At 63.8% G+C, this 19,439-nt stretch carries 17 protein-coding genes; 9 read left to right on the top strand and 8 right to left on the bottom strand.

The genetic code is table 11. The features are described 5' to 3' along the window. Window positions 1-9 precede the first annotated feature (9 nt). Window positions 10-846, bottom strand: a complete 837-nt coding sequence (locus tag OEJ36_RS10900; RefSeq protein WP_263401539.1) for an arylamine N-acetyltransferase family protein — start codon at window positions 844-846, stop codon at window positions 10-12. A 399-nt stretch (window positions 847-1,245) separates the two neighbouring features. Here OEJ36_RS10900 and OEJ36_RS10895 point away from each other — a divergent pair, with 399 nt between their 5' ends. Together OEJ36_RS10895 and OEJ36_RS10890 are read left to right on the top strand one after the other, a co-directional pair. Then, window positions 1,246-2,697, top strand: a complete 1,452-nt coding sequence (locus tag OEJ36_RS10895) for a sodium:solute symporter family protein (RefSeq protein ID WP_043245962.1) — start codon at window positions 1,246-1,248, stop codon at window positions 2,695-2,697. A gap of 572 nt (window positions 2,698-3,269) precedes the next feature. Next, a complete protein-coding gene (locus tag OEJ36_RS10890) occupies window positions 3,270-4,007 on the top strand; it encodes a DNA/RNA non-specific endonuclease (protein WP_263401538.1) in 738 nt (245 codons plus the stop codon). 614 nt (window positions 4,008-4,621) lie between these two features. Here the strand turns inward: OEJ36_RS10890 and OEJ36_RS10885 are convergent. From OEJ36_RS10885 to OEJ36_RS10865, 5 genes are all read right to left on the bottom strand, one after another. After that, complete coding sequence (locus OEJ36_RS10885; protein ID WP_043247406.1) at window positions 4,622-5,245, bottom strand: TetR/AcrR family transcriptional regulator; 624 nt, start codon at window positions 5,243-5,245, stop codon at window positions 4,622-4,624. Window positions 5,246-5,361: 116 nt separating this feature from the next. Continuing rightward, the gene (locus OEJ36_RS10880) at window positions 5,362-6,177 is read right to left on the bottom strand and encodes an outer membrane protein OmpK (protein ID WP_263401537.1); all 816 of its coding nucleotides are present in this window, start codon (window positions 6,175-6,177) and stop codon (window positions 5,362-5,364) included. A gap of 357 nt (window positions 6,178-6,534) precedes the next feature. After that, window positions 6,535-7,992 carry an AdeC/AdeK/OprM family multidrug efflux complex outer membrane factor gene (locus OEJ36_RS10875; RefSeq protein WP_263401536.1) on the bottom strand — a complete coding sequence of 486 codons (1,458 nt, stop codon included), beginning with the start codon at window positions 7,990-7,992 and terminating at the stop codon, window positions 6,535-6,537. Then, entirely contained in the window at window positions 7,989-11,126 is a 3,138-nt protein-coding gene (locus tag OEJ36_RS10870; RefSeq protein WP_263401535.1) for an efflux RND transporter permease subunit, read from the bottom strand. Before OEJ36_RS10870 ends, OEJ36_RS10875 begins: the two co-directional genes overlap by 4 nt. 12 nt (window positions 11,127-11,138) lie before the next feature. Beyond that, entirely contained in the window at window positions 11,139-12,281 is a 1,143-nt protein-coding gene (locus tag OEJ36_RS10865) for an efflux RND transporter periplasmic adaptor subunit (RefSeq protein WP_263401534.1), read from the bottom strand. Between the two features lie 196 nt (window positions 12,282-12,477). On the opposite strand from OEJ36_RS10865, the gene OEJ36_RS10860 reads away from it, so the two are divergent. Continuing rightward, on the top strand, window positions 12,478-13,110 hold the full coding sequence (locus OEJ36_RS10860; RefSeq protein ID WP_263401533.1) for a TetR family transcriptional regulator: 633 nt from the start codon (window positions 12,478-12,480) through the stop codon (window positions 13,108-13,110). Between the two features lie 73 nt (window positions 13,111-13,183). Here the strand turns inward: OEJ36_RS10860 and OEJ36_RS10855 are convergent, their stop codons facing one another. Continuing rightward, a complete protein-coding gene (locus OEJ36_RS10855; protein WP_263401532.1) occupies window positions 13,184-14,080 on the bottom strand; it encodes a LysR family transcriptional regulator in 897 nt (298 codons plus the stop codon). 175 nt (window positions 14,081-14,255) lie between these two features. On the opposite strand from OEJ36_RS10855, the gene OEJ36_RS10850 reads away from it, so the two are divergent. Together OEJ36_RS10850 and ycaC are read left to right on the top strand one after the other, a co-directional pair. Continuing rightward, the gene (locus OEJ36_RS10850) at window positions 14,256-15,215 is read left to right on the top strand and encodes a zinc-binding alcohol dehydrogenase family protein (protein ID WP_263401531.1); all 960 of its coding nucleotides are present in this window, start codon (window positions 14,256-14,258) and stop codon (window positions 15,213-15,215) included. A gap of 223 nt (window positions 15,216-15,438) precedes the next feature. Further along, a complete protein-coding gene (gene ycaC, locus OEJ36_RS10845; protein ID WP_263401530.1) occupies window positions 15,439-16,068 on the top strand; it encodes an isochorismate family cysteine hydrolase YcaC in 630 nt (209 codons plus the stop codon). A 68-nt stretch (window positions 16,069-16,136) separates the two neighbouring features. On the opposite strand, the gene OEJ36_RS10840 is transcribed toward ycaC, so the two are convergent. Further along, window positions 16,137-16,409: a helix-turn-helix domain-containing protein gene (locus OEJ36_RS10840; RefSeq protein WP_263401529.1), complete on the bottom strand. Its 273-nt coding sequence runs from the start codon at window positions 16,407-16,409 to the stop codon at window positions 16,137-16,139. Window positions 16,410-16,530: 121 nt separating this feature from the next. Here OEJ36_RS10840 and OEJ36_RS10835 point away from each other — a divergent pair, with 121 nt between their 5' ends. The 4 genes from OEJ36_RS10835 to OEJ36_RS10820 all read left to right on the top strand — a co-directional run bounded on the left by OEJ36_RS10835 (window position 16,531) and on the right by OEJ36_RS10820 (window position 19,233). Beyond that, window positions 16,531-16,794, top strand: coding sequence for a hypothetical protein (locus OEJ36_RS10835; RefSeq protein WP_263401528.1), 264 nt, complete (start codon window positions 16,531-16,533; stop codon window positions 16,792-16,794). Window positions 16,795-17,095: 301 nt separating this feature from the next. After that, the gene (locus tag OEJ36_RS10830) at window positions 17,096-17,302 is read left to right on the top strand and encodes a carbon storage regulator (protein ID WP_263401527.1); all 207 of its coding nucleotides are present in this window, start codon (window positions 17,096-17,098) and stop codon (window positions 17,300-17,302) included. A gap of 309 nt (window positions 17,303-17,611) precedes the next feature. Further along, a complete protein-coding gene (locus OEJ36_RS10825) occupies window positions 17,612-18,937 on the top strand; it encodes a type II toxin-antitoxin system HipA family toxin (RefSeq protein WP_263401526.1) in 1,326 nt (441 codons plus the stop codon). Further along, window positions 18,937-19,233: a helix-turn-helix domain-containing protein gene (locus tag OEJ36_RS10820; RefSeq protein ID WP_263401525.1), complete on the top strand. Its 297-nt coding sequence runs from the start codon at window positions 18,937-18,939 to the stop codon at window positions 19,231-19,233. The genes OEJ36_RS10825 and OEJ36_RS10820 overlap by 1 nt, the downstream gene beginning before the upstream one ends. Window positions 19,234-19,439: the final 206 nt, after the last annotated feature.

Genomic DNA, 19,439 nt, shown 5'->3' with positions numbered 1-19,439 from the left:
CACGGGCCGTCAGCCGCGCAGCAGGCCGTCCAGGCGTTCGCGCAGCCGGGGCTCTTCCTCTTCGCTGATGCCCAGCAGGAAGTGCTCGCGCAGCACGGCGATGGCTTCGTCGGCGCTTTGCAGCAGGCGCTGGGTCACCTGGCCGTCGGCGGCGCGGCGGTTGAAGGTGCCGTTGCGCAGGGTCAGGCGCTCCGTGCCCTGGGTGCGGGCGGCCACCAGCATCTGGCGGAAGATGCTGTCCGGGTGGGTCGAGGTGTACCAGTTGCGTGGCACGTAATCGACCCAGTGCTGGGGCTGCAGGTCGAAGCGATAAACCGGCACCCAGGCATCGCCCAGGAAGGTTTCCAGTTGATGATCATCGTGCCCGGCGTCCGGCGGGAGCAGGCGGAAGGGCAGCTCGCCGAGGTCCTCGTGGCCCTGCAGGGACAGCGAGCGGGTGGGGTTGGCGGAGCCGAAGCCGACATCGGCGATGACCGGGCCGTCGTCCAGGTCCACCCGCAGCAGCAGGTGCGAGGTGATGGTCAGCGGCGCATCGTCCGGCAAGCCCCAGCGCACCCGCGCCGCCAGCGGGGTGACGCGAAAGCCCAGGGCCAGCAACAGGCGCCCGAACAGGCCGTTGATCTCGAAGCAGTAACCGCCACGGCTGCGCTCCACCACCTTGGCGAACACCGCCTCGGCGTCGATGGAGATGGGGCGGTCGAGCAGGACGTCGACGTTCTCGAAAGCGACCCGGTCCAAGTGGGCCTTGATCAGGCGGTCGAGGGTGGCGCGGTCGGTGAGGGTGGGGGCCGGCTGGTCGATGTGGGCCAGGTAGGCGCGGGTCTGTTCAGGGCTCAGGGCGTGCATGAAGCGGCTCCATGGATGACTGGAGGAGGCTAGCAGAGCTTTGGCGGGCTGGCTGCTGTTCTGCTTTTGCAACGCCTCCTGTAAAAAATAAGGAACTGATGAGGCGGCGCTGGCGAAGAAATGATCGGTGCATCAATGGTTTGTCCGACAATCCGAAGGTGCGTCTGTCGTTTTTTGTAATCAGTTGGCTTGTAACTGTTTGACATATTTGACGGCTTTGGCAGACTGCTCGCCCGTTGCGGCAGGTAGTCGCGGTTGCCGTACAGGGCCCTTGAAGCCATGACGGTTGTCCCCGCCCGGTTGTGACGCGCCTAAAACAAAAATTCTGTCAGTCGCGGCGACCCTGGGTGGACACAGGTCCGGCAGGCCAGACGACGGGCGAGCCACTGGAACTAACAAATGCTGATCTGGTTTGTTGCGGTCTACCTGCTGATCACCGTCGGTGTCGGCTTCTACGCTTCCACTCGCGTCAAGAACTCCAAGGATTTCGCGGCAGGCGGCCGCAGCATGTCTTTCCCGCTGGTGGCGGCCATGGTGTTCGCCACCTGGTTCGGCTCCGAAGCAGTGCTGGGCATCCCCGCCACCTTCATCGAGGAAGGCTTCGCCGGGATCATCGAGGACCCGTTCGGCTCCTTCGGCTGCCTGATGCTGGTGGGCCTGGTGTTCGCCCGCCCGCTGTACCGCATGAACCTGCTGACCATCGGCGACTTCTTCAAGAAGCGCTTCGGGCCCAATGTCGAGCTGATCACCAGCCTGGTGATCATCGGTTCCTACCTGGGCTGGGTGGCGGCGCAACTCACCGCGCTGGGCGTGGTGTTCAACGTGCTGTCCGACGGCTCCATCACCACCACCCAGGGCATGCTCATCGGCACCGGCATCGTGCTGCTGTACACCCTGTTCGGTGGCATGTGGTCGGTAGCGCTGACCGACTTCATGCAGATGATCATCATCGTCGCCGGCCTGCTGTACCTGACCTGGCTGATCGGCGACATGGCCGGTGGCGCCGAGGTGGTGATCAGCCACGCCGCCAGCGAGGGCAAGTTCGCCTTCATGCACGGCTTCGAACCCCGTGACATCGTCGCCTTCCTCGGCGCGGCGGTGACCATGATGTTCGGCTCCATCCCGCAGCAGGACGTGTACGCCCGGGTGATGTCGGCCAAGACCGAGAACATCGCCGCGCGTGCCTCCATGGCCGGCGCCTGCTTCTACCTGGGCTTCTGCATGCTGCCGATCTTCCTCACCTATGCGGCCTCGATGATCGACCCGGCGATGGTGCAGAAGTGGCTGGCGGAAGATGCGCAGATGATCCTCCCGCACCTGATCATGGAACGCACCCCGTTGTTCGCCCAGGTGATGTTCTTCGGCGCGTTGCTCTCGGCCATCATGTCCACCGCTTCGGGCACCCTGCTGGCGCCTTCGGTGACCTTCACCGAGAACGTGCTCAAGCGCTTCCTGCCGGATATGGACGACCGCCAGTTCCTGCTCGCCATGCGCCTGAGCGTGCTGGGCATGACGGTGGCCACTTCGCTGTTCGCCCTGTATTCGGACGCGAGCATCTACGAGATGGTTGGCAACGCCTACAAGGTGACCCTGGTCGCAGCCGTGGTGCCGCTGTTCGCCGGGCTGTTCTGGAAGCGCGCCACCACCCAGGGCGCGCTGACCGCCATCGGCTTCGGCCTGGCCTCCTGGGTGTTCCTGGAGATGAATTACCAGGAAACCGACTTCTGGCCGCCGCAACTGGCGGGCCTGTTGTTCAGCGTGCTGGGCATGCTGCTGGGCTCCCTGCTGCCGCAGCTGAGCCGCCCACGCGGTGAAAGCGTCGACGCCATGATGGCGCCCGCCGGCAACTGATCCATCCCGGGCCCTCCTGTTCTGGAGGGCTCGCCCTTCTTCCCCTTGCCGATCCCGGCGCACCCCCTACGCAGCTGTGATGCAGTCGTGGTTTCTGACTGCTCGAACAGGTTCCGAACTGGTGCATCCCTTCCTGCCTGACTTCCGGCAAACCCGCTTCGGGCGCTGGCAACTGCCTGACGGGCAAGGGCTCTCGGCAGTTTTTCCTGTTAATTGACCTGTGCGTCAATTTGGAATCGTGCTCACCATATTGGTGATAAAAATATTATTTCAATAAAAATCAGATACTTGATCGAGATATTGGCGCGCTTGCCAGTGCCGTATTCCTTGCTCTAGGTTTCATGAACCTGTCACTAGAGACAGGTTATCGTCTCCCCCCGGTGACTGACCGGCCCGGTAGTGCTCCCCTGTGCTGCCGGGCCGCCAGTACACCGCCGTGCAGCCCACCGCACGGTGCGCCCGCCCTGGGCGCCCAGCCGTAGATCAATCGCAACAGACATCGCCTGGTTTCATTTTTTCCACCCGAGCGCTTCCCGCCGTGGGAGGCCCGCACCTGCAAGGAAGAAAAAGCAATGAAACGTATCGCCCTCCTGCTGTCGCTTTTCTGCGTCCCTTTCACCTCGGCCTTTGCCGCCACCGTCACCCTGAGCAAGGGCGGCTACAACCTCACCTACGATTGCGACAACCATACCGCCCTGCGTTACGAGTACGTGCTGACCACCGACACCGGTTCGGCGGCGCGGCCTTCGTCCTTCTACCTTGACCCGGACCTGCCTAGCGGTTGCGCCGGCCAGACCAGCACCTCGTCCTACGCCAGTGTGGTATCGGGCTGGGACCGTGGCCACCTGGTGACCTCCAATCACATGGACTACAACGCCACCTACATCAAGCGCGCCAACTACATGAGCAACATCGTGCCGCAGGTGGCCAGCTTCAATCAGGGCATCTGGGTGGCCGCCGAGAACGTCGCCGAGTGCTACCGCGACCTGGCCACCGTGTATGTGTATGGCGGGGTGGTCTACAACGACACCTCCAACGACTACTTCCTGTCGTCCCACGGCATCCGCACGCCGGACTACTTCTGGAAGACCATCGTCACCACCGATACCGCCACCGGGCAGACCAAGGCCATCAGTTGGTACATCCCCAACCAGGCTGGCCTGGGCAGCCTGAACAGCTACATCAAGAGCATCTCCGAGCTGGAAAGCCTGATCGGCACCAGCGCCGTGGGCATCAGCGTGCCGGCCAGCGTCAAGGCGCAGAAACCCACCAGCACCTGGGCGACGCCGAGTGGCTGTGATTTGAGCTGATTATCGATTGGGTGGGGGCAGGGGGCTGGGCTTTAGCCCATCGGTAACATCGTTGGTGGGCTAAAGCGGAGCGCCGCCCGGCCCACCCTACGGGTGCCACCTACTCCCAGCCACTCAGAGCTCTTTCTTGCCGCTTGCAACGTGAAGCTTGCCACTGCTTCTAAGCGTCGGTGACCTGAGGATTCGTAATTCGTAGGGTGGGCTTCAGCCCACCGCTCTTCGCTGCGCAGCCCTTGGTGGCTCACTGTGGACTCTGGGGGCGCGGGGCGTTCTCGGTGCGCGCGGCACACCCTACGCGGGGTTGTGGCTGCTGCGGCATCCTGAGGGGAGCGAAACCTATCGATGCGGCGCTTGGGCGCTACGACGTGACCATCCTGGCTCTTGCCCGACTCCGCCTTCAACCCACCGGTAACGTCGCTGGTGGGCTGAAGCGGAGCGCCGCCCGGCCCACCCTACGGGGGTCACCCACTCCCAGCCACGCTTGGGCTCTTCTTCCAGCTTCACGCTTCCGGCTTCCGGCTTCCAGCTATCCAAGCCCCTCACATGCATAGGCTGGGCACCCACTCCCAGCCACTCAGAGCCCTTTCTTGCCGCTTGCAGCTTGCAGCTTGCTTCTAAGTCGCCAGACCGATGCCGCGGAGGATGACGGCGGTGACGGTCTGCACGGCGCGTTCGAACTGCTGGTCGTTCAGCGGCTGGTGGTTGTTGAGCACCATCACCTGGTGGTCGAAGTCGGCGTAGTGCTGGGTCGAGGCCCAGATCATGTACAGCAGGCTGGAGGGTTCGACCGGGAGGATGCGCTTGCTCTCGACCCACTGGCGGATCTTTTCTTCCTTGAGCTTGGCCCAGTCGTAGAGGGGGCCGTCGAGGGCTTCCTTGAGCTGCGGGGCGCCGTGGATGACTTCGGCGGCCCAGACCTTGGAGCCGTGGGGGCGGGTGCGCGAGCGGTTCATCTTGGCGCGGATGTAGCTGGTCAGTGCGACGCTGGGGTCGTCGAACATCTCGAAGCAGGTGCCGTCCTGCTCCCACTCTTCCAGCAGGCTTTGCAGCACGGCGCGGTAGAGGTCTTCCTTGGTCGCGAAGTAGTAGTGCAGGTTGGACTTGGGCAGGCCGACTTCCTGGGCGATGTCTTGCATGGAGGTGGCGGCGAAGCCTCGCTCGGCGAAGACCTTTTCGGCGGCCAGGAGGATCTTCTCGGTGTTCTTGATGCGGATGCCGATCTTGCGGTTACTGCTCATCGATCCCTCGGGCTGCACGGACTGAAGCCGGGCAAACATATCACCGAACCCGGCGCGGGCACGAGCCCGACGCGCGAGGTGCCCCGTCGCCGTGGAGGCGACGGGGAGGGGCTGGATCAGAAGTGCACTTTGACCAGCAGGCTGGCGGTGTTCTGGTCGGTGCCGCCGAGGATGTCGTCGCCGAGGAAGCTGTCGTCGTCGATGCCGTACTTGTTGCTCCAGTAGTCGTACTCGACGCCCACGTAGAGCTGCTTGGCGCCCAGGTTCATGGCCTTGCCCAGGTCGTACTTGATCTGCGGGTTGAAGTGCAGGTTGGCGTGCAGGTCGTTCGGGCGGCTGCTGGTGGCGTCCTTGTTGTTCCAGACCCAGTCCATAAAGCCGTCGATGAGGATGTCGGAGTTGCCCACCGGCAGGGTGTACGACCACACCGGGGTGACCTGCCACTGGCCGGACGGGTTGTTGGTGATGCCGTCGGGCTTGCGATAGTAGAAGTTCAGCTGGAAGTAGTCGAAGCCGGGGATGGCCAGGTCGAAGCCCGGGCCGACCAGGTAGTTCTGGTTGCGGTTCTCGCCGCGCTCGTAGGTGGCGGCCAGCAGCACGTCTGTCACCGGGCCGAAGGCGATCTTCTGGTCGAACAGCTTGCCGAAGGACAGGCGCGGCTGGATTTCACCGTAGTAGGTGTTGTTGCCCGCGTTGGCGTCGGCCTTGCCGTTGTAGTTGATCTGGTCGGCGAAGATGAACAGGTCGCCCCAGGTCCAGCCACTGGCGTGCTCGAAGGTGAAGGTCTGCTGGATTTCCGGGTTGACCTTGAAATCCTTGCCGTAGAGGTAGGTGACGCTGTTGTTCTGCCACAGCAGGGGGCCGTCGGCCAGGGCTTGGCCGCAGGCCAGCAGGCCACCGGCGAGCGCGAGAGCGGAGAGGGTACGGTTCATTCGGGTTGGGCTCCTGGTGCTTAGTTATCTTTCTATCTATGTAGAAGTTGTCTGACTGGTCAGGCTTGGCTGCCAGAGCAAGAAAGGAGCCAGTTTTCTCCGACACCTTCCCCGGGCGCCGGATTATCGGGATAAACCCCGATGTTTCAAGTGGTTGTTATGTGACCCGTTGGTTTTTCCGACTTGTGGGGAACTTGACGGTGCACGGATTTGGGTGCGCGTACCTGACCGATCGAACAGTCCTGCATCAAGTTGGGGCGGGCCGTGTTTCCCGCCGCCAATAAAAAAGCCCCCATCAAGCTTGATGGGGGCCTCGCGCAGCAAGGGTGGCCCAATCCATGGGCCTGGACACGCGAATCAGGTTTGCGGGTTGGCCGGCGCCGCCTGGGCACTGCCGGTGCTCTCGTTCCAACCACCGCCGAGGGCCTTGTACAGGTTGACCTCGCTGGTGAGCTGGTTGAGGCGGTCGCTGATCAGTTGCTGGCGCGCGCTGAACAGCTGGCGCTGGGCGTCGAGCAGGGTCAGGTAGCTGTCCACGCCGGTGCGGTAGCGCCGCTCGGCCAGGCGGTAGTAGTCCTCGGAGGTGCGCACCAGGTTGCGCTGGGCGGTGAGCTGCTCCTCGAAGGTGGTGCGGGCGGCGAGGCCGTCGGCGACTTCCTGGAAGGCGGTCTGGATGGCTTTCTCGTACTGCGCCACCTGGATGTCCTTCTGCACCTCGGCGTAGTCGAGGTTCGCCTTGAGGCGGCCGGCGGTGAAGATCGGCAGGTTGATCTGCGGTTGGAACAGCCAGCTGCCGGAGCCACCGTCGAACAGGCCGGAGAGCTCGGCGCTCTTGGTCCCGGCATTGGCGGTGAGGCTGATGCTGGGGAAGAACGCAGCGCGCGCGGCACCGATGCTGGCGTTGGCGGCCTTGAGCTGGTGCTCGGCCTGGAGCACGTCCGGGCGGCGTTGCAGCAGCTCGGAGGGCAGGCCCGCGGGCACTTCGGCCAGCTGGTCGTCGCCCAGCACCTCGCCTTGCGGCAGGTCGCCGGGTACGCCCTTGCCCAGCAGCAGGGCCAGGGCGTTGCGGTCCTGGGCCACCAGGCGGCTGTACTGCGCCAGGGTGACCTGGGCGCTTTCCACGGCGGTGCGCGCTTGGCTCAGGGCCAGGGCATCGGCGACGCCGACGTCGAAGCTGCGCTGGGTGAGGGCGAAGCTTTCCTGGTAGGTCTTGAGCGTGTCGCGGGTCAGGGTGAGCAGCGACTGGTCGGCCTGCAGGGTCAGGTAGGCGTTGGCGACGCTGGCCACCAGGCTGATCTGCGTGCTGCGACGGGCTTCCTCGCTGGCGAAGTACTGCTCCAGGGTCTGCTCGTTGAGGCTGCGCAGGCGGCCGAAGAAGTCGATCTCCCAGGCGCTGACGCCCACCGTGGCCGAGTACTGGCCGCTGGTGGTGGCGCGGCCGCTGCTGGACAGGTCCGCCGGCAGGCGCTGGCGGGTGCCGCTGCCATCGGCCGAGATGCTGGGGAACAGCTCGGAACGCTGGATGCGGTACTGCGCGCGGTAGGCGTCGATGTTCAACGCGGCGACGCGCAGGTCGCGGTTGTTGGCCAGGGCGGTTTCCACCAGGCGTTGCAGCGCCGGGTCCTTGAAGAACTCGCGCCAGCCCAGGTCCACCGCGGCGGTGGTGGTCTGCGCGCCGCTGGCATTGGCGGTATAGGCCTCGCCCAGGGGCCAGGCGCCGTCCACCGGCGCCTCGGGGCGCTGGTAGTCGGGGATCAGCGAGCAGCCGCCGAGCAGGACGCTGGCGACCGCGAGGGACAGCAGGGACTGCCTCATTCGGCGGCCTCCTTGGTCAGTTCGTCTTTGCTGCGCTTGTCCTTGAACAGCGAGCAGACCAGTACGTAGAACAGCGGGACCCAGAAGATCGCCAGCACCGTCGCTGTGAGCATGCCGCCGATCACGCCGGTACCGATGGCGTGCTGGCTGCCCGAACCGGCGCCGCTGGAGATGGCCATGGGCACCACGCCGAGGATGAACGCCAGCGAGGTCATGATGATCGGGCGCAGGCGCATGCGGCACGCCTCGATGGCCGCGTCGAACAGGCTCATGCCCTGCTCGTGCAGCTCCTTGGCGAACTCGACGATGAGGATCGCGTTCTTCGCCGAGAGGCCGATGGTCGTGAGCAGGCCCACCTGGAAGAACACGTCGTTGGAGAGCCCGCGCATGCTGGTGAACAGCAGCGCGCCGAGGATACCCAGGGGCACCACCAGCATCACCGAGAAGGGGATCGACCAGCTCTCGTACAGCGCCGCCAGGCAGAGGAACACCACCAGCAGCGACAGCGCGTAGAGCGCGGGCGCCTGGGCACCGGAGAGGCGCTCCTCGTAGGACAGCCCGGTCCAGGAGTAACCGACGCCGGCCGGCAGTTGCTTGATGATCTCCTCGACTGCCGCCATGGCTTCGCCCGAGCTGTGGCCGGGCGCCGCTTCACCGAGGATCTCGATGGCCGGCACGCCGTTGTAGCGGGCCAGTTTCGGCGCGCCGTAGACCCACTCGCCGGAGGCGAAGGCGCTGAACGGCACCATCTCGTTCTGGTCGTTGCGCACGTACCACTTGCCGAGGTCGTCGGGGTTCATCCGCGCCTCCGGTACGCCTTGCAGGTAGACCTTCTTCACCCGGCCACGGTCGATGAAGTCGTTGACGTAGCTGGCACCCCAGGCGATGGACACGGTGTTGTTGATGTCCGCCAGGGAGACGCCATGGGCACGGGCCTTCTCGTCGTCGATCTGGAGTTGGTACTGCGGCTCGTCGTACAGGCCGTTGGCGCGCACGCGGGTCAGCACCGGGTTCTTGCCAGCCAGTTCGAGGAATTTGTCCCGGGCGGCGTTGAGCTGCTCGTGGCCGACGCCGGCGCGGTCCTGGAGGAAGAAGTTGAAGCCGGTGGCGTTACCCAGCTCCAGCACTGCCGGCGGGGCGAAGGCGAAGACCATCGCGTCGCGGAAGCTGAAGAAGTGCTGCTGGGCGCGCTGGGCCAGGGAGAACACGCTGTGCTCGGCGCCGGGGCGCTCTTCCCAGGGCTTGAGCATGATGAAGGCCATGCCTGAGCTCTGGCCGCGACCGGCGAAGTTGAAGCCGGTGACGGTGAACACGGATTTGACGGTGTCCTTCTCCTTGTCCAGCAGGTACTCGCGCATCTGGTCGACCACCACCTGGGTGCGCTCGGCGCTGGCGCCGGCCGGGGTCTGCACCTGGGCGAAGAGCACGCCCTGGTCTTCCTCGGGGAGGAAGGCGGTGGGGATGCGGGTGAACAGCCAGGCCATGATCGCGACGATCACCAGGTACATCAGGATGTACGGCGTCTTGCGCTTGAGGATGGCGCGCACGCCACGCTCATAACCGTTCACGCTGCGGTCGAAGGTGCGGTTGAACCAGCCGAAGAAGCCGCGCTTGGGCGCATGGTGGCCCTTGGCGATGGGCTTGAGCATGGTGGCGCAGAGGGCCGGGGTGAAGACCAAGGCCACCAGCACCGACAGCGCCATGGCGGAGACGATGGTGATGGAGAACTGGCGGTAGATCACGCCCGTGGAGCCGCCGAAGAAGGCCATCGGCAGGAACACCGCCGAGAGCACCAGGGCGATGCCCACCAGTGCGCCCTGGATCTGCCCCATGGACTTGCGCGTGGCTTCCAGCGGCGACAGGCCTTCCTCGGCCATCACCCGTTCGACGTTCTCCACTACGACGATGGCGTCGTCCACCAGCAAGCCGATGGCCAGCACCATGGCGAACATGGTCAGGGTGTTGATGGTGAAGCCGAACATCGCCAGCACCCCGAAGGTGCCGAGCAGCACCACCGGCACCGCGAGGGTGGGGATGATGGTGGCGCGGAAGTTCTGCAGGAACAGGAACATCACCAGGAACACCAGCACGATGGCTTCGCCCAGGGTGTGCACCACGCCTTCGATGGAGGCCGAGACCACCGGGGTGGTGTCGTAGGGGAACACCACTTCCATGCCGGCGGGGAAGAAGGGCTTCAACTGGTCGATGGTGGCGCGGATCGCCTTGGCGGTATCCAGCGCGTTGGCACCGGTGGCCAGCTTGATCGCCATGCCCGAGGCGGCCTTGCCGTTGAACTGCGCGCTGATGGCGTAGTTCTCGCCGCCCAGCTCGATGCGGGCGACGTCGCGCAGGCGCACCTGGGAGCCGTCACGGTTGACCTTGAGCAGGATGGCGCCGAACTGTTCGGGCGTCTGCAGGCGGGTCTTGCCGATGATGGTGGCGTTGAGCTGGGTGCCGGGGGAGGCGGGCAGGCCGCCGAGCTGGCCGGAGGACACCTGCACGTTCTGCGCCTGGATGGCGCTCTTCACGTCCACCGGGGTCAGCTGGTAGTTGTTCAGGCGCGAGGGGTCGAGCCAGATGCGCATGGCGTACTGCGAGCCGAACACCTGGAAGTCGCCCACACCTTTGGTGCGCGAGATCGGGTCCTGCATGTTGGAGACGATGTAGTTGGACAGGTCGTTCTTGTCCATGGAGCCGTCCACAGACACCACGCCGATCACCAGCAGGAAGTTCTTCACTGCCTTGGTCACGCGGATGCCTTGCTGCTGCACTTCCTGCGGCAGCAGCGGGGTCGCCAGCTGCAGCTTGTTCTGCACCTGCACCTGGGCGATGTCAGGGTTGGTGCCCTGCTCGAAGGTGGCGGTGATGGTCATGCTGCCGTCGGAGTTGCTCTCCGAGGAGATGTAGCGCAGGCCGTCGATGCCGTTGAGCTGCTGCTCGATCACCTGTACCACGGTGTCCTGCACCGTCTGCGCCGAGGCGCCGGGGTAGGACACCTGGATACCGACGGCGGGCGCGGCGATGCTCGGGTACTGGTTGATCGGGAGCTTGAGGATGGCCAGGCCGCCCGCGAGCATGATCACCAGCGCGATCACCCAGGCGAAGATCGGCCGGTCGATGAAGAACTTCGACATGGAAGACGCTCCTTATTGGCTTTTCGCCAGGTCGGGATCCACCGACTTCGATTCGGCGACGTTGGTCGCGGGGGCGGTCTTCACTTCGGCGCCGGGGCGGACGAACTGCAGGCCTTCGGTGATCAGCTTGTCACCCGGGTTGAGGCCCTTGGTCACCAGCCAGCGATCGCCGACGGTACGGTCCGCTTCCAGCTGGCGCAGCTCCACCTTGTTCTCGGCATTGACCACCAGCGCGGTGGCCTGGCCCTTGAGATCACGGGTCACGCCTTGTTGCGGCGCGAGGATGGCCTGCTGGTTCACGCCCGAGCTCAGCTGCGCGTGCACGAACATGCCGGGCAGCAGGTCGTGGTCGGGGTTGGGGAACACGGCGCGCAGGGTCACCGAGCCGGTGCCCTCGTCCACCGACACCTCGGAGAACTCCAGGGTGCCTTCGTGGCTGTATTCGCTACCGTCTTCCAGCATCAGCTTGACCTTGGCGGCGTTGTCGCCGGCCTTCTGCAGCTGGCCGCTCTCCAGGTCGCGGCGCAGGCGCAGCAGGTCCTTGGTCGGCTGGGTGACGTCGACGTAGATCGGGTCCAGCTGCTGGATGGTCGCCATGGCGGTGGCCTGGCCGTTGTTCACCAGGGCGCCCTCGGTGACGCTGGAGCGGCCGACGCGGCCGGAGATCGGCGCCAGCACCTTGGTGTAGCGCAGGTCGATGCGGGCTTTCTCCAGGGCGGCCTCGGCCTGCAGGCGCGCGGCCTGGGCTTCGTCGTAGGCCTGGCGGCTGACGGCCTGGTCGGTCACCAGGTCCTTGTAGCGGTCGGCCAGGGAGCGGCTGGAGGCTAGGGTCGCCTCGGCGCTCTTGAAGGTCGCCTGGTACACGGATTGGTCGATCTGGTAGAGCTGCTGGCCGGCCTTCACTTCCGAGCCTTCCTTGAACAGGCGCTTCTGGATGATGCCGTCCACTTGCGGGCGTACTTCGGCGATGCGGAACGCGGTGGTGCGGCCCGGCAGCTCGGCGGTGAGCGTGAAGGGCTCGGATTTCAGGGTGACGATGCCCACTTGAGGTGTCTGCGCGGGCGGCGGCGCGGAGGCCTCCTTGCAGCCGGCGAGTGTGAGCGTAGCCAGAGCGACGGCGGAAACCATAGCTGCGAAGGCTGGCTTCTTCTGCATCTGAAAAGACCTCGTTCGATACGTTTGCCCGGGCGGGCGGTACCCATGCAGGGAGCGTGGGTGGATTGTTTAGTCAGCTAACGAATATACTTACGTACGTGAACGTTTGTAAACGAATCTTCTCATCTCTCTGTCAGATAATGTGTCGAGGGTGAGGCTTTCTTTCGCTGCTGTCCCCACCCTCAGAGTCACCTGCATGGCTAGACGAACCAAAGAAGAAGCCGAAGCGACCCGTGTCCAGATCCTGGATGCCGCCGAACAGGTGTTCTACGACAAGGGCGTCTCACGTACCTCCCTGGCGGATATCGCCGCCCGGGCGGGCGTCTCCCGTGGGGCCATCTACTGGCACTTCCAGAACAAGGTCGACGTCTTCCAGGCCATGCACGAGCGCCTGCGCACCCCGCTGGAGGAGCTGGCCCGCGCCAGCGAGAGCGAGGACGAGCCCGACCCCCTCGGTCGCATGCGCCAACTGCTGGTGCGGCTGCTCAAGCGGGTGGAGCTGGACCCGCGTAGTCGGCGCATCAGCGAGATACTCCAGCACAAATGCGAGTTCACCGACGAGCTGGGCGACCTGCGGCAGAAGATGCAGAGTTTCAGCCTGGAATGTGACCAACGCATTGCCCGCGCCCTCGCCAACGCGGTGGCCAGGGGGCAGCTCCCCGAGGGGCTGGACTGCACCCGCGCCGCAGTAACGCTGCACGCGTATATCGACGGCCTCCAGGCCCACTGGCTGTTGGCGCCCGGGCGCTTCCCCCTGGCCGAACAGGCCGAGCAACTGGTGGATGCATTGCTGGACATGCTGCGCGGCAGCATCGCGCTGCGCGGCTGAGAATGGTCTGACAGACCCGGGGTTCACGGCTTTCGCGCCCGGGAGCCGCGTCCCAAAGGCGGGTTGATCTGTGCTAGGCCCGGGCGCCAGTCAGGCGCGCCTGGATGAAATCGAGAAAACACTGGATGCGCAGGGCCAGCTGCGAGTTGCGGTAGTACACCGCATGGATCGGCTGACGGTAGTCGCTCATGTGCTCGGCCAGCACCGCCACCAGGCGGCCCTCGGCCAGGTCCTGATCGGTCATGAAGCTCGCCAGGCAGGTGATGCCCTGGCCGGCCAGAGCCAGCTGGCGCAGGGTTTCGCCGCTGGAGGCACGCAGGTTCGGCTGCACCGACAGCTGGTTGCCGCAGATATGGCGCACCGGCCACTGGTTGAGGCTTTCCGGTTGGGTGAAGCCCAGCAGGCGATGGGCCTTGAGGGCCTCCACGCTGTCGGGCATGCCGTGGCGCGCCAGGTAATCCGGGCTCGCCACCAGGTGCAGGCGGCTGGCGCCCAGGGGCCGAGCGTGCAGTGTGGAGTCGCTCAGCGGGCCGATGCGGATGGCCAGGTCGGTGCGGTGCTCCAGCAGGTCGATGATCTGGTCGTTGGTGTTCAGCTCCAGCTGGATGTCCGGGTACAGCTCGCGGAAGCCGCCGATATGCGGCACCACCGCATGCAGCATGAACGGTGACGCAGCGTTGATGCGCAGGCGCCCGGCGGGCTTCTGCTGGCGCAGGGCCAGGCGCTCTTCCAGGGCTTCCATCTGCTGGAGGATCTCTTTGGCGCTGTCGAAAAAGAAGCGCCCTTCCTCGGTCAGTTCCATGCGCCGCGTGGTGCGGTTCAGCAGGGTGGTGGCCAGCTTATCTTCCAGGCGCGACAGGGTGCGGCTCACCGCCGAAGGCGTCAGGCCCAGGTGCTCGGCGGCGGCGCTGATGGAGCCGCACTCGACGACGCTGACGAAATGCTGGAGCTCATCGGAGGTGGCTTTCATGGCGGGCTCATTCGTGATCGGCAGGCAAGCCTGGGTGGCGGATAGCACTGCTTGGTGCAGGAATTGTATGCCGATAGTCGCCGTTCACCCACTCACAGGCGCGATCCGTGATCTTCCGGCGGAGGAGGGGCGGGATTAGCATGCCCCTCTTCCCCGCCTAGCTCCGGAGCCCGCCATGAAAGCTGCCGTCGTCCATGACTTCAACCAAGCACCGCGCTACGCCGATTTCGCCACCCCCGAGGCGGGCGAGGGGGAAGTGCGGGTGCGTGTCCGCGCGGCGGCGTTGAGCCAGCTGGTGAAGGCGCAGGCCTCTGGCCGGCACTACAGCAGCGGCAAGGTGCTGCCGCTGGTGCCGGGTGTGGACGGGGTCGGAGAGCTGGAGGATGGGCGGCGGGTGTACTTCGCCTTCCCGCGCCCGCTTTACGGCGCCATGGGTGAGTACAGCGTGGTGCCCGCGGCGAACCTGGTTGAGGTGCCCGATGGGGTGGATGACGTCACCGCAGCGGCCATCGCCAACCCCGGCATGTCGTCCTGGGCGGCGCTGATCGACCGGGCGCGTTTCCAGCCCGGTGAGAGCGTGCTGATCAACGGCGCCACCGGTGCGTCCGGGCGCCTGGCGATCCAGGTGGCCCGTTACCTCGGCGCTGGTCGCATCACCGTCACCGGGCGCAACGCCGACAGCCTGCGCACCCTGGACGGCCTCGGTGCCGATGCGGCCATCCCGCTGGACCTGCCGGCGGACGAGCTGAAGGCGCGCTTCCGCGAGGTCATTCAGGGCGACGGCGCCAACGTGGTGCTCGACTACCTCTGGGGCGCCTCGGCCGCCACCTTCCTCGCCGCTGCATCCGGCCACGGCAGCCGCGAGGCCGAGCCGCGCGTGCGCTTCGTGCAGATCGGCTCGATCTCCGGCAACAGCATCGACTTCCCCGGCGCCGTGCTGCGCAGCTCGGGCCTGGAGCTGATGGGCAGCGGCCTGGGCAGCCTCTCCAACGCCGGGTTGGTGCGGGTGGTCGGCCAATTGCTCGCTGCCGTGCCCGCTGCGGGCCTCGCCATAGATGCCGAGGCTGTGCCGCTGGCCGAGGTGGAATCCGCCTGGAACCGGGCCACGGCGTCGCGGCTGGTGTTCACCCTCTGATGCGGGCGTAGAGCCCTTCCGGGCCAGCAGCCACTGCTGGTCCGTTTTCCTTCATGCCTGTGTCGTTGTCGTTCCTTAAATAGAACGCTAGAGCTGATTTTTGCAGTCTGGCGGCGAAAGGGTGCCGAATTTAATCTTTCCCACATGCAGTCAGCCACTGCAACGAAGCGAAAGAAGCCAACGCCGAACCGGCACCCAAACATCGAAAAGCGAGGAACGCACCATGACCAACTTCACTTACAACCGTCTCGACAAAGACAACGCCGCCGTCCTGCTGGTGGACCACCAGGCTGGCCTGCTCTCCCTGGTTCGCGACATCGAGCCGGACAAGTTCAAGAACAACGTCCTGGCCCTGGCTGACCTCGCCAAGTTCTTCAAGCTGCCGACCATCCTCACCACCAGCTTCGAAACCGGCCCCAACGGCCCGCTGGTCCCTGAGCTGAAAGAGCTGTTCCCGGACGCGCCCTACATCGCCCGCCCCGGCCAGATCAACGCCTGGGACAACGAAGACTTCGTCAAGGCGATCAAAACCACCGGCAAGAAGCAGCTGATCATCGCCGGCGTGGTAACCGAGGTCTGCGTGGCCTTCCCGGCCCTCTCCGCCCTGGAGGAAGGCTTCGAGGTGTTCGTGGTGACCGACGCCTCCGGCACCTTCAACGAGATGACCCGCAACGCGGCGTGGAACCGCATGAGCCAGGCCGGTGCGCAGCTGATGAACTGGTTCGGCGTGGCCTGCGAACTGCACCGCGACTGGCGCAACGACGTGGAAGGCCTGGCCGCCCTGTGCTCCAACCACATCCCGGACTATCGCAACCTGATGACCAGCTATGCGGCGTTGACTGGCAATAAGTGATGGGGTGAAAGAGGGACTGAAATGAAGAGCGGGAGCCTTTTGGGGCTCCCGCTTTTTTGCTTTTCGGGTCAGTCGATTTCGTTTTCCTGACGCCTGTCGAATTGATCGAGCAGCGGTTGAATCTCTCGCAAAAGCGCAAAGGGCTCCGCACCGAGGCTCTGCACGACCAGCAGAAACTCGACCACATCGAGCCGCCTTTCACCGCGCTCGTATTTGGATACGTAGGACTGAGGACGCAGCAGCTTCTCTGACAGTTGCTGCTGGGTCATACCCGACTTGTTGCGCGCTGCTATGAGCAACTCGAGCAGACGTTGGTAGGGCGGGGAGTTGATGGTTTTCATGGGGTCACCGGAGCGAGGGCCGGTGGTTTGAATAAACCTATTTCAGGTTTATCCCAAAATGGGTTATTTCTGTGCCGGAGGAGGTGCTGCAGAGATATGGCCAAACCAAGGAGGTTTCGCAGTGAATGACCCCGATCCGCTTTCACTGACCCATCAACAACGTCGCCTTCGCGAACTGCGCGAGCGATTGGAGTCGCGGTTGCACACGGTTCAGGTGATCGCCGAGATCACTCTGGATAACGCTGCGTTTCGGGAAGGCTTCCCCGGGCCCTGGTTCGGCGAGTACCGGGAAGGGGCATTGATGGATGCGGTGGTGCAGCTGTCGCGTAGCAATCTCGAAGATTTTTCGCGGTTGCTGGAGATGCAGAGGGAGCAGGAGGAATGACGGGCGGTCGGGGTCGATGGACTACCCCCTTCGCTGATCGCCCATACGGAGGAGGGCTGATCGATGGCAAGAAAATTCCAAGCGTTACGCTCGAAGCTGGGTCCCGAGGCCAATGAGCGTATTGAACTCAGGGCCCGGGAAATGCTCGCTGAAATGCCATTGCACGAGCTTGCGCCTATGCACCCGGGCATAGCTTTGCCTTCCTTGGTTACAGGGAATTCTCCGAAGCCATCCACTTGCTCTCGCCCTGGTCCTTTCCCTGTGCTGTCCTCTGCCCCAGGAGAAATCGGAGGTGCATCACGTGCAATTACATGAAGGCGTCTGCCGGCCGGGCGATGTGGTGTCGATCAACCTCCTCGATGGGAAGCTGGGTACGCAAGTGATGCGGCTGTTGCTGACCCAGGGGATCGAGGTCGAGGTGCTGGAGGTGCGGGACGATTCGGTGAAGCTGGCGGTGAGAGCGCCAAGCGGGATGCTGATTGTGGAGGAGCTGGGTTTTTCCCCGTAGTCGCGACTTCTTGCTGTCGCGATAGGTGGGCTTGTCGACTCCCAAAGAAAAGCCCCTGGAGATCTCGCGATCTTCAGGGGCTTTTCTTTGGTGGGTCGAGGTCGTTTGAGGCCGACCAATAACCAGTTGATATCTAGGGATTATTCATTGCAGTTTCGCGGGGTAAGGGGGGGTACAACGCGCGCTACGTTTTCATGGTTTGGGTATTTTAATGCCGATTTATGGCTTTGAAGATTATTTTTAGGCATTAAATTGCCTTTTATTGGCACAACACCTAAAGTTTTCGGCATCAAAATGCCGGTGATGGATATGCACAACCTCACACTCCAGATTCATACAGACGGCCAATGGCGTGATGCCATGGAGCTCTGCTTCGAGCAACCGGACGAGGGGCTGGAGGGCAGTTGTGCCTACGGATATCGGCAGGATTATCTGGTCGACTCGCTAGAGGCCGTCGGCAGCCGACTGAACACATCCGTCAGCGCGACGTGCCCCGTTGGTTGGGACTCTTGGAGAGGCCGGAAGGCCCCTGCTTTTCTCTTCGACATCCTGCCATCCGGTGCTGCGAGACGCTTTCTGCTCAAGCGTTTGGGAAATAAGCGGCCAGAAGGCTTGAGCCTGGACCTGTATCTATTGGGGCGCTGTGTGCCCGCACCTATTGGCAACCTGCGTATCAAGGAGTCTGTCGAGGCTATCGCCGGCAGCCCGGTTTTGGGCTTTGCGCGAGACGAGGTCGTCACTCGGGATGCGAAATTCCTTGAATACGCATACGAGCAAGGCGCTGCCATTGGTGGTGCGACGGGGGCGGGTGGTGAAGCCCCCAAGCTGCTGCTGACGGAGGATAGGCATGGCGCCTTGCACCCGGATGCGGTGTTGCCGGATGCAGATGCTATCCAGCACTGGTTTGTAAAGTTCGCACGTAACAACGCCGGCCAGACCGATCAGGACATCCTGCGTAGCGAATACTGCTTCTATCGAGCTATCCAGCAACTGGGTATGAATACGATTGCTGTGGAGGGGCTGGCGTTGGAAGAGGGTGAAAAGCCCAGCCTCTGGATGCATCGCTTCGACCGGGAGGTCAATGCTGAGGGTGTTGGCCGAACTGCGGTGGAGTCGATGTATTCGTTATCCGGAGTGACCGAGGCGGGGAGCTACATGCAGCACTCCGAGGTACTGCGGAATCTGGTTGAGCTATGGCGGGGCGTGGGTCAGGAGCAGCAGGTTGGAGAATTGGTATTTGAATACCTTCGACGTGACCTGTTGAACCAGATTCTGGGCAATTCGGACAACCATGGGCGCAACACTTCCATTCTCAGAACCGCTCAGGGCATCCAATTGGCCCCGATCTATGATCTGGCGCCCATGGTCATGGATGAAGAAGGCATAACCCGTACGACGAAATGGCCGAAAAGCGTCGAGCTGGCTGGGGAGGTCGACTGGAGAGCGGCTTGTGCCGAGGCGTCGGAGTGGCTTGATCCGGATGAGCTGTTCCAGAGGCTGAGAGTTGCGGCGCAGGAGTTTCTGGCGCTGCCTGATCTGCTGAATGCTGAAGGGCTTCCTGCGAAGACCATGAATCACCCTCGGATAGCGCTGAAGAACCTCCAGCAGCGGCTGGCTAAATGGGGGCTTGTCTAATGGATATCCTCGAACGCAATCGCATCCTGAATGAGCTGCAGCAGCAACTGGCTTCTGGTGAGATCACCATTGGGAAAGCTGTCCGGCGCCTGCGAAAGGAGGTGACCGGGTTGCAGCAGGCTAGATTTGCGCAGATGTGCAAGTTGTCGTTGCGAGCCCTGCGGCAGTTGGAGCACGACGAAAGTAATCCCACGTTGCAGACGCTCAACAGTGTGTTCAATCCATTCGGCATGCAGGTCGGAATAGTGCCGAAGGCTTCCCGGATCGGCGTCCGGGCTACGGAGGAGTTGGGTTGATCCGCGCCCAAAGAAAAAAGCCCCTGAAGATCTCGCGATCTTCAGGGGCTTTGCGTTTGGTGGAGCCGGGGGGATTTGAACCCGTTTCAGTCGATGCCCATTGCTGGGCTTCACCTGCCAATGCCAGTCAATCCGGGCCTTGCAGGGGAAGCGATCTGGCTTGTGCTGGGCATTGTCGGTCTGTGACGTCGACACTTTTTCGACAG

This window comes from Pseudomonas sp. PDM13 (assembly GCF_025685765.1).
Lineage (GTDB): Bacteria > Pseudomonadota > Gammaproteobacteria > Pseudomonadales > Pseudomonadaceae > Metapseudomonas > Metapseudomonas solani.
This window is presented reverse-complemented; position numbering and strand designations above follow the sequence as displayed.

Coding starts and splice junctions, on each gene's coding strand:
- OEJ36_RS10890 (WP_263401538.1), top strand. CDS start 3,270: ATGAAACGTATCGCCCTCCTGCTGTCGCTTTTCTGCGTCCCTTTCACC.
- OEJ36_RS10875 (WP_263401536.1), bottom strand. CDS start 7,992: ATGAGGCAGTCCCTGCTGTCCCTCGCGGTCGCCAGCGTCCTGCTCGGC.
- OEJ36_RS10900 (WP_263401539.1), bottom strand. CDS start 846: ATGCACGCCCTGAGCCCTGAACAGACCCGCGCCTACCTGGCCCACATC.
- OEJ36_RS10895 (WP_043245962.1), top strand. CDS start 1,246: ATGCTGATCTGGTTTGTTGCGGTCTACCTGCTGATCACCGTCGGTGTC.
- ycaC (WP_263401530.1), top strand. CDS start 15,439: ATGACCAACTTCACTTACAACCGTCTCGACAAAGACAACGCCGCCGTC.
- OEJ36_RS10820 (WP_263401525.1), top strand. CDS start 18,937: ATGGATATCCTCGAACGCAATCGCATCCTGAATGAGCTGCAGCAGCAA.
- OEJ36_RS10860 (WP_263401533.1), top strand. CDS start 12,478: ATGGCTAGACGAACCAAAGAAGAAGCCGAAGCGACCCGTGTCCAGATC.
- OEJ36_RS10885 (WP_043247406.1), bottom strand. CDS start 5,245: ATGAGCAGTAACCGCAAGATCGGCATCCGCATCAAGAACACCGAGAAG.
- OEJ36_RS10840 (WP_263401529.1), bottom strand. CDS start 16,409: ATGAAAACCATCAACTCCCCGCCCTACCAACGTCTGCTCGAGTTGCTC.
- OEJ36_RS10850 (WP_263401531.1), top strand. CDS start 14,256: ATGAAAGCTGCCGTCGTCCATGACTTCAACCAAGCACCGCGCTACGCC.
- OEJ36_RS10880 (WP_263401537.1), bottom strand. CDS start 6,177: ATGAACCGTACCCTCTCCGCTCTCGCGCTCGCCGGTGGCCTGCTGGCC.
- OEJ36_RS10870 (WP_263401535.1), bottom strand. CDS start 11,126: ATGTCGAAGTTCTTCATCGACCGGCCGATCTTCGCCTGGGTGATCGCG.
- OEJ36_RS10855 (WP_263401532.1), bottom strand. CDS start 14,080: ATGAAAGCCACCTCCGATGAGCTCCAGCATTTCGTCAGCGTCGTCGAG.
- OEJ36_RS10865 (WP_263401534.1), bottom strand. CDS start 12,281: ATGCAGAAGAAGCCAGCCTTCGCAGCTATGGTTTCCGCCGTCGCTCTG.
- OEJ36_RS10825 (WP_263401526.1), top strand. CDS start 17,612: ATGCACAACCTCACACTCCAGATTCATACAGACGGCCAATGGCGTGAT.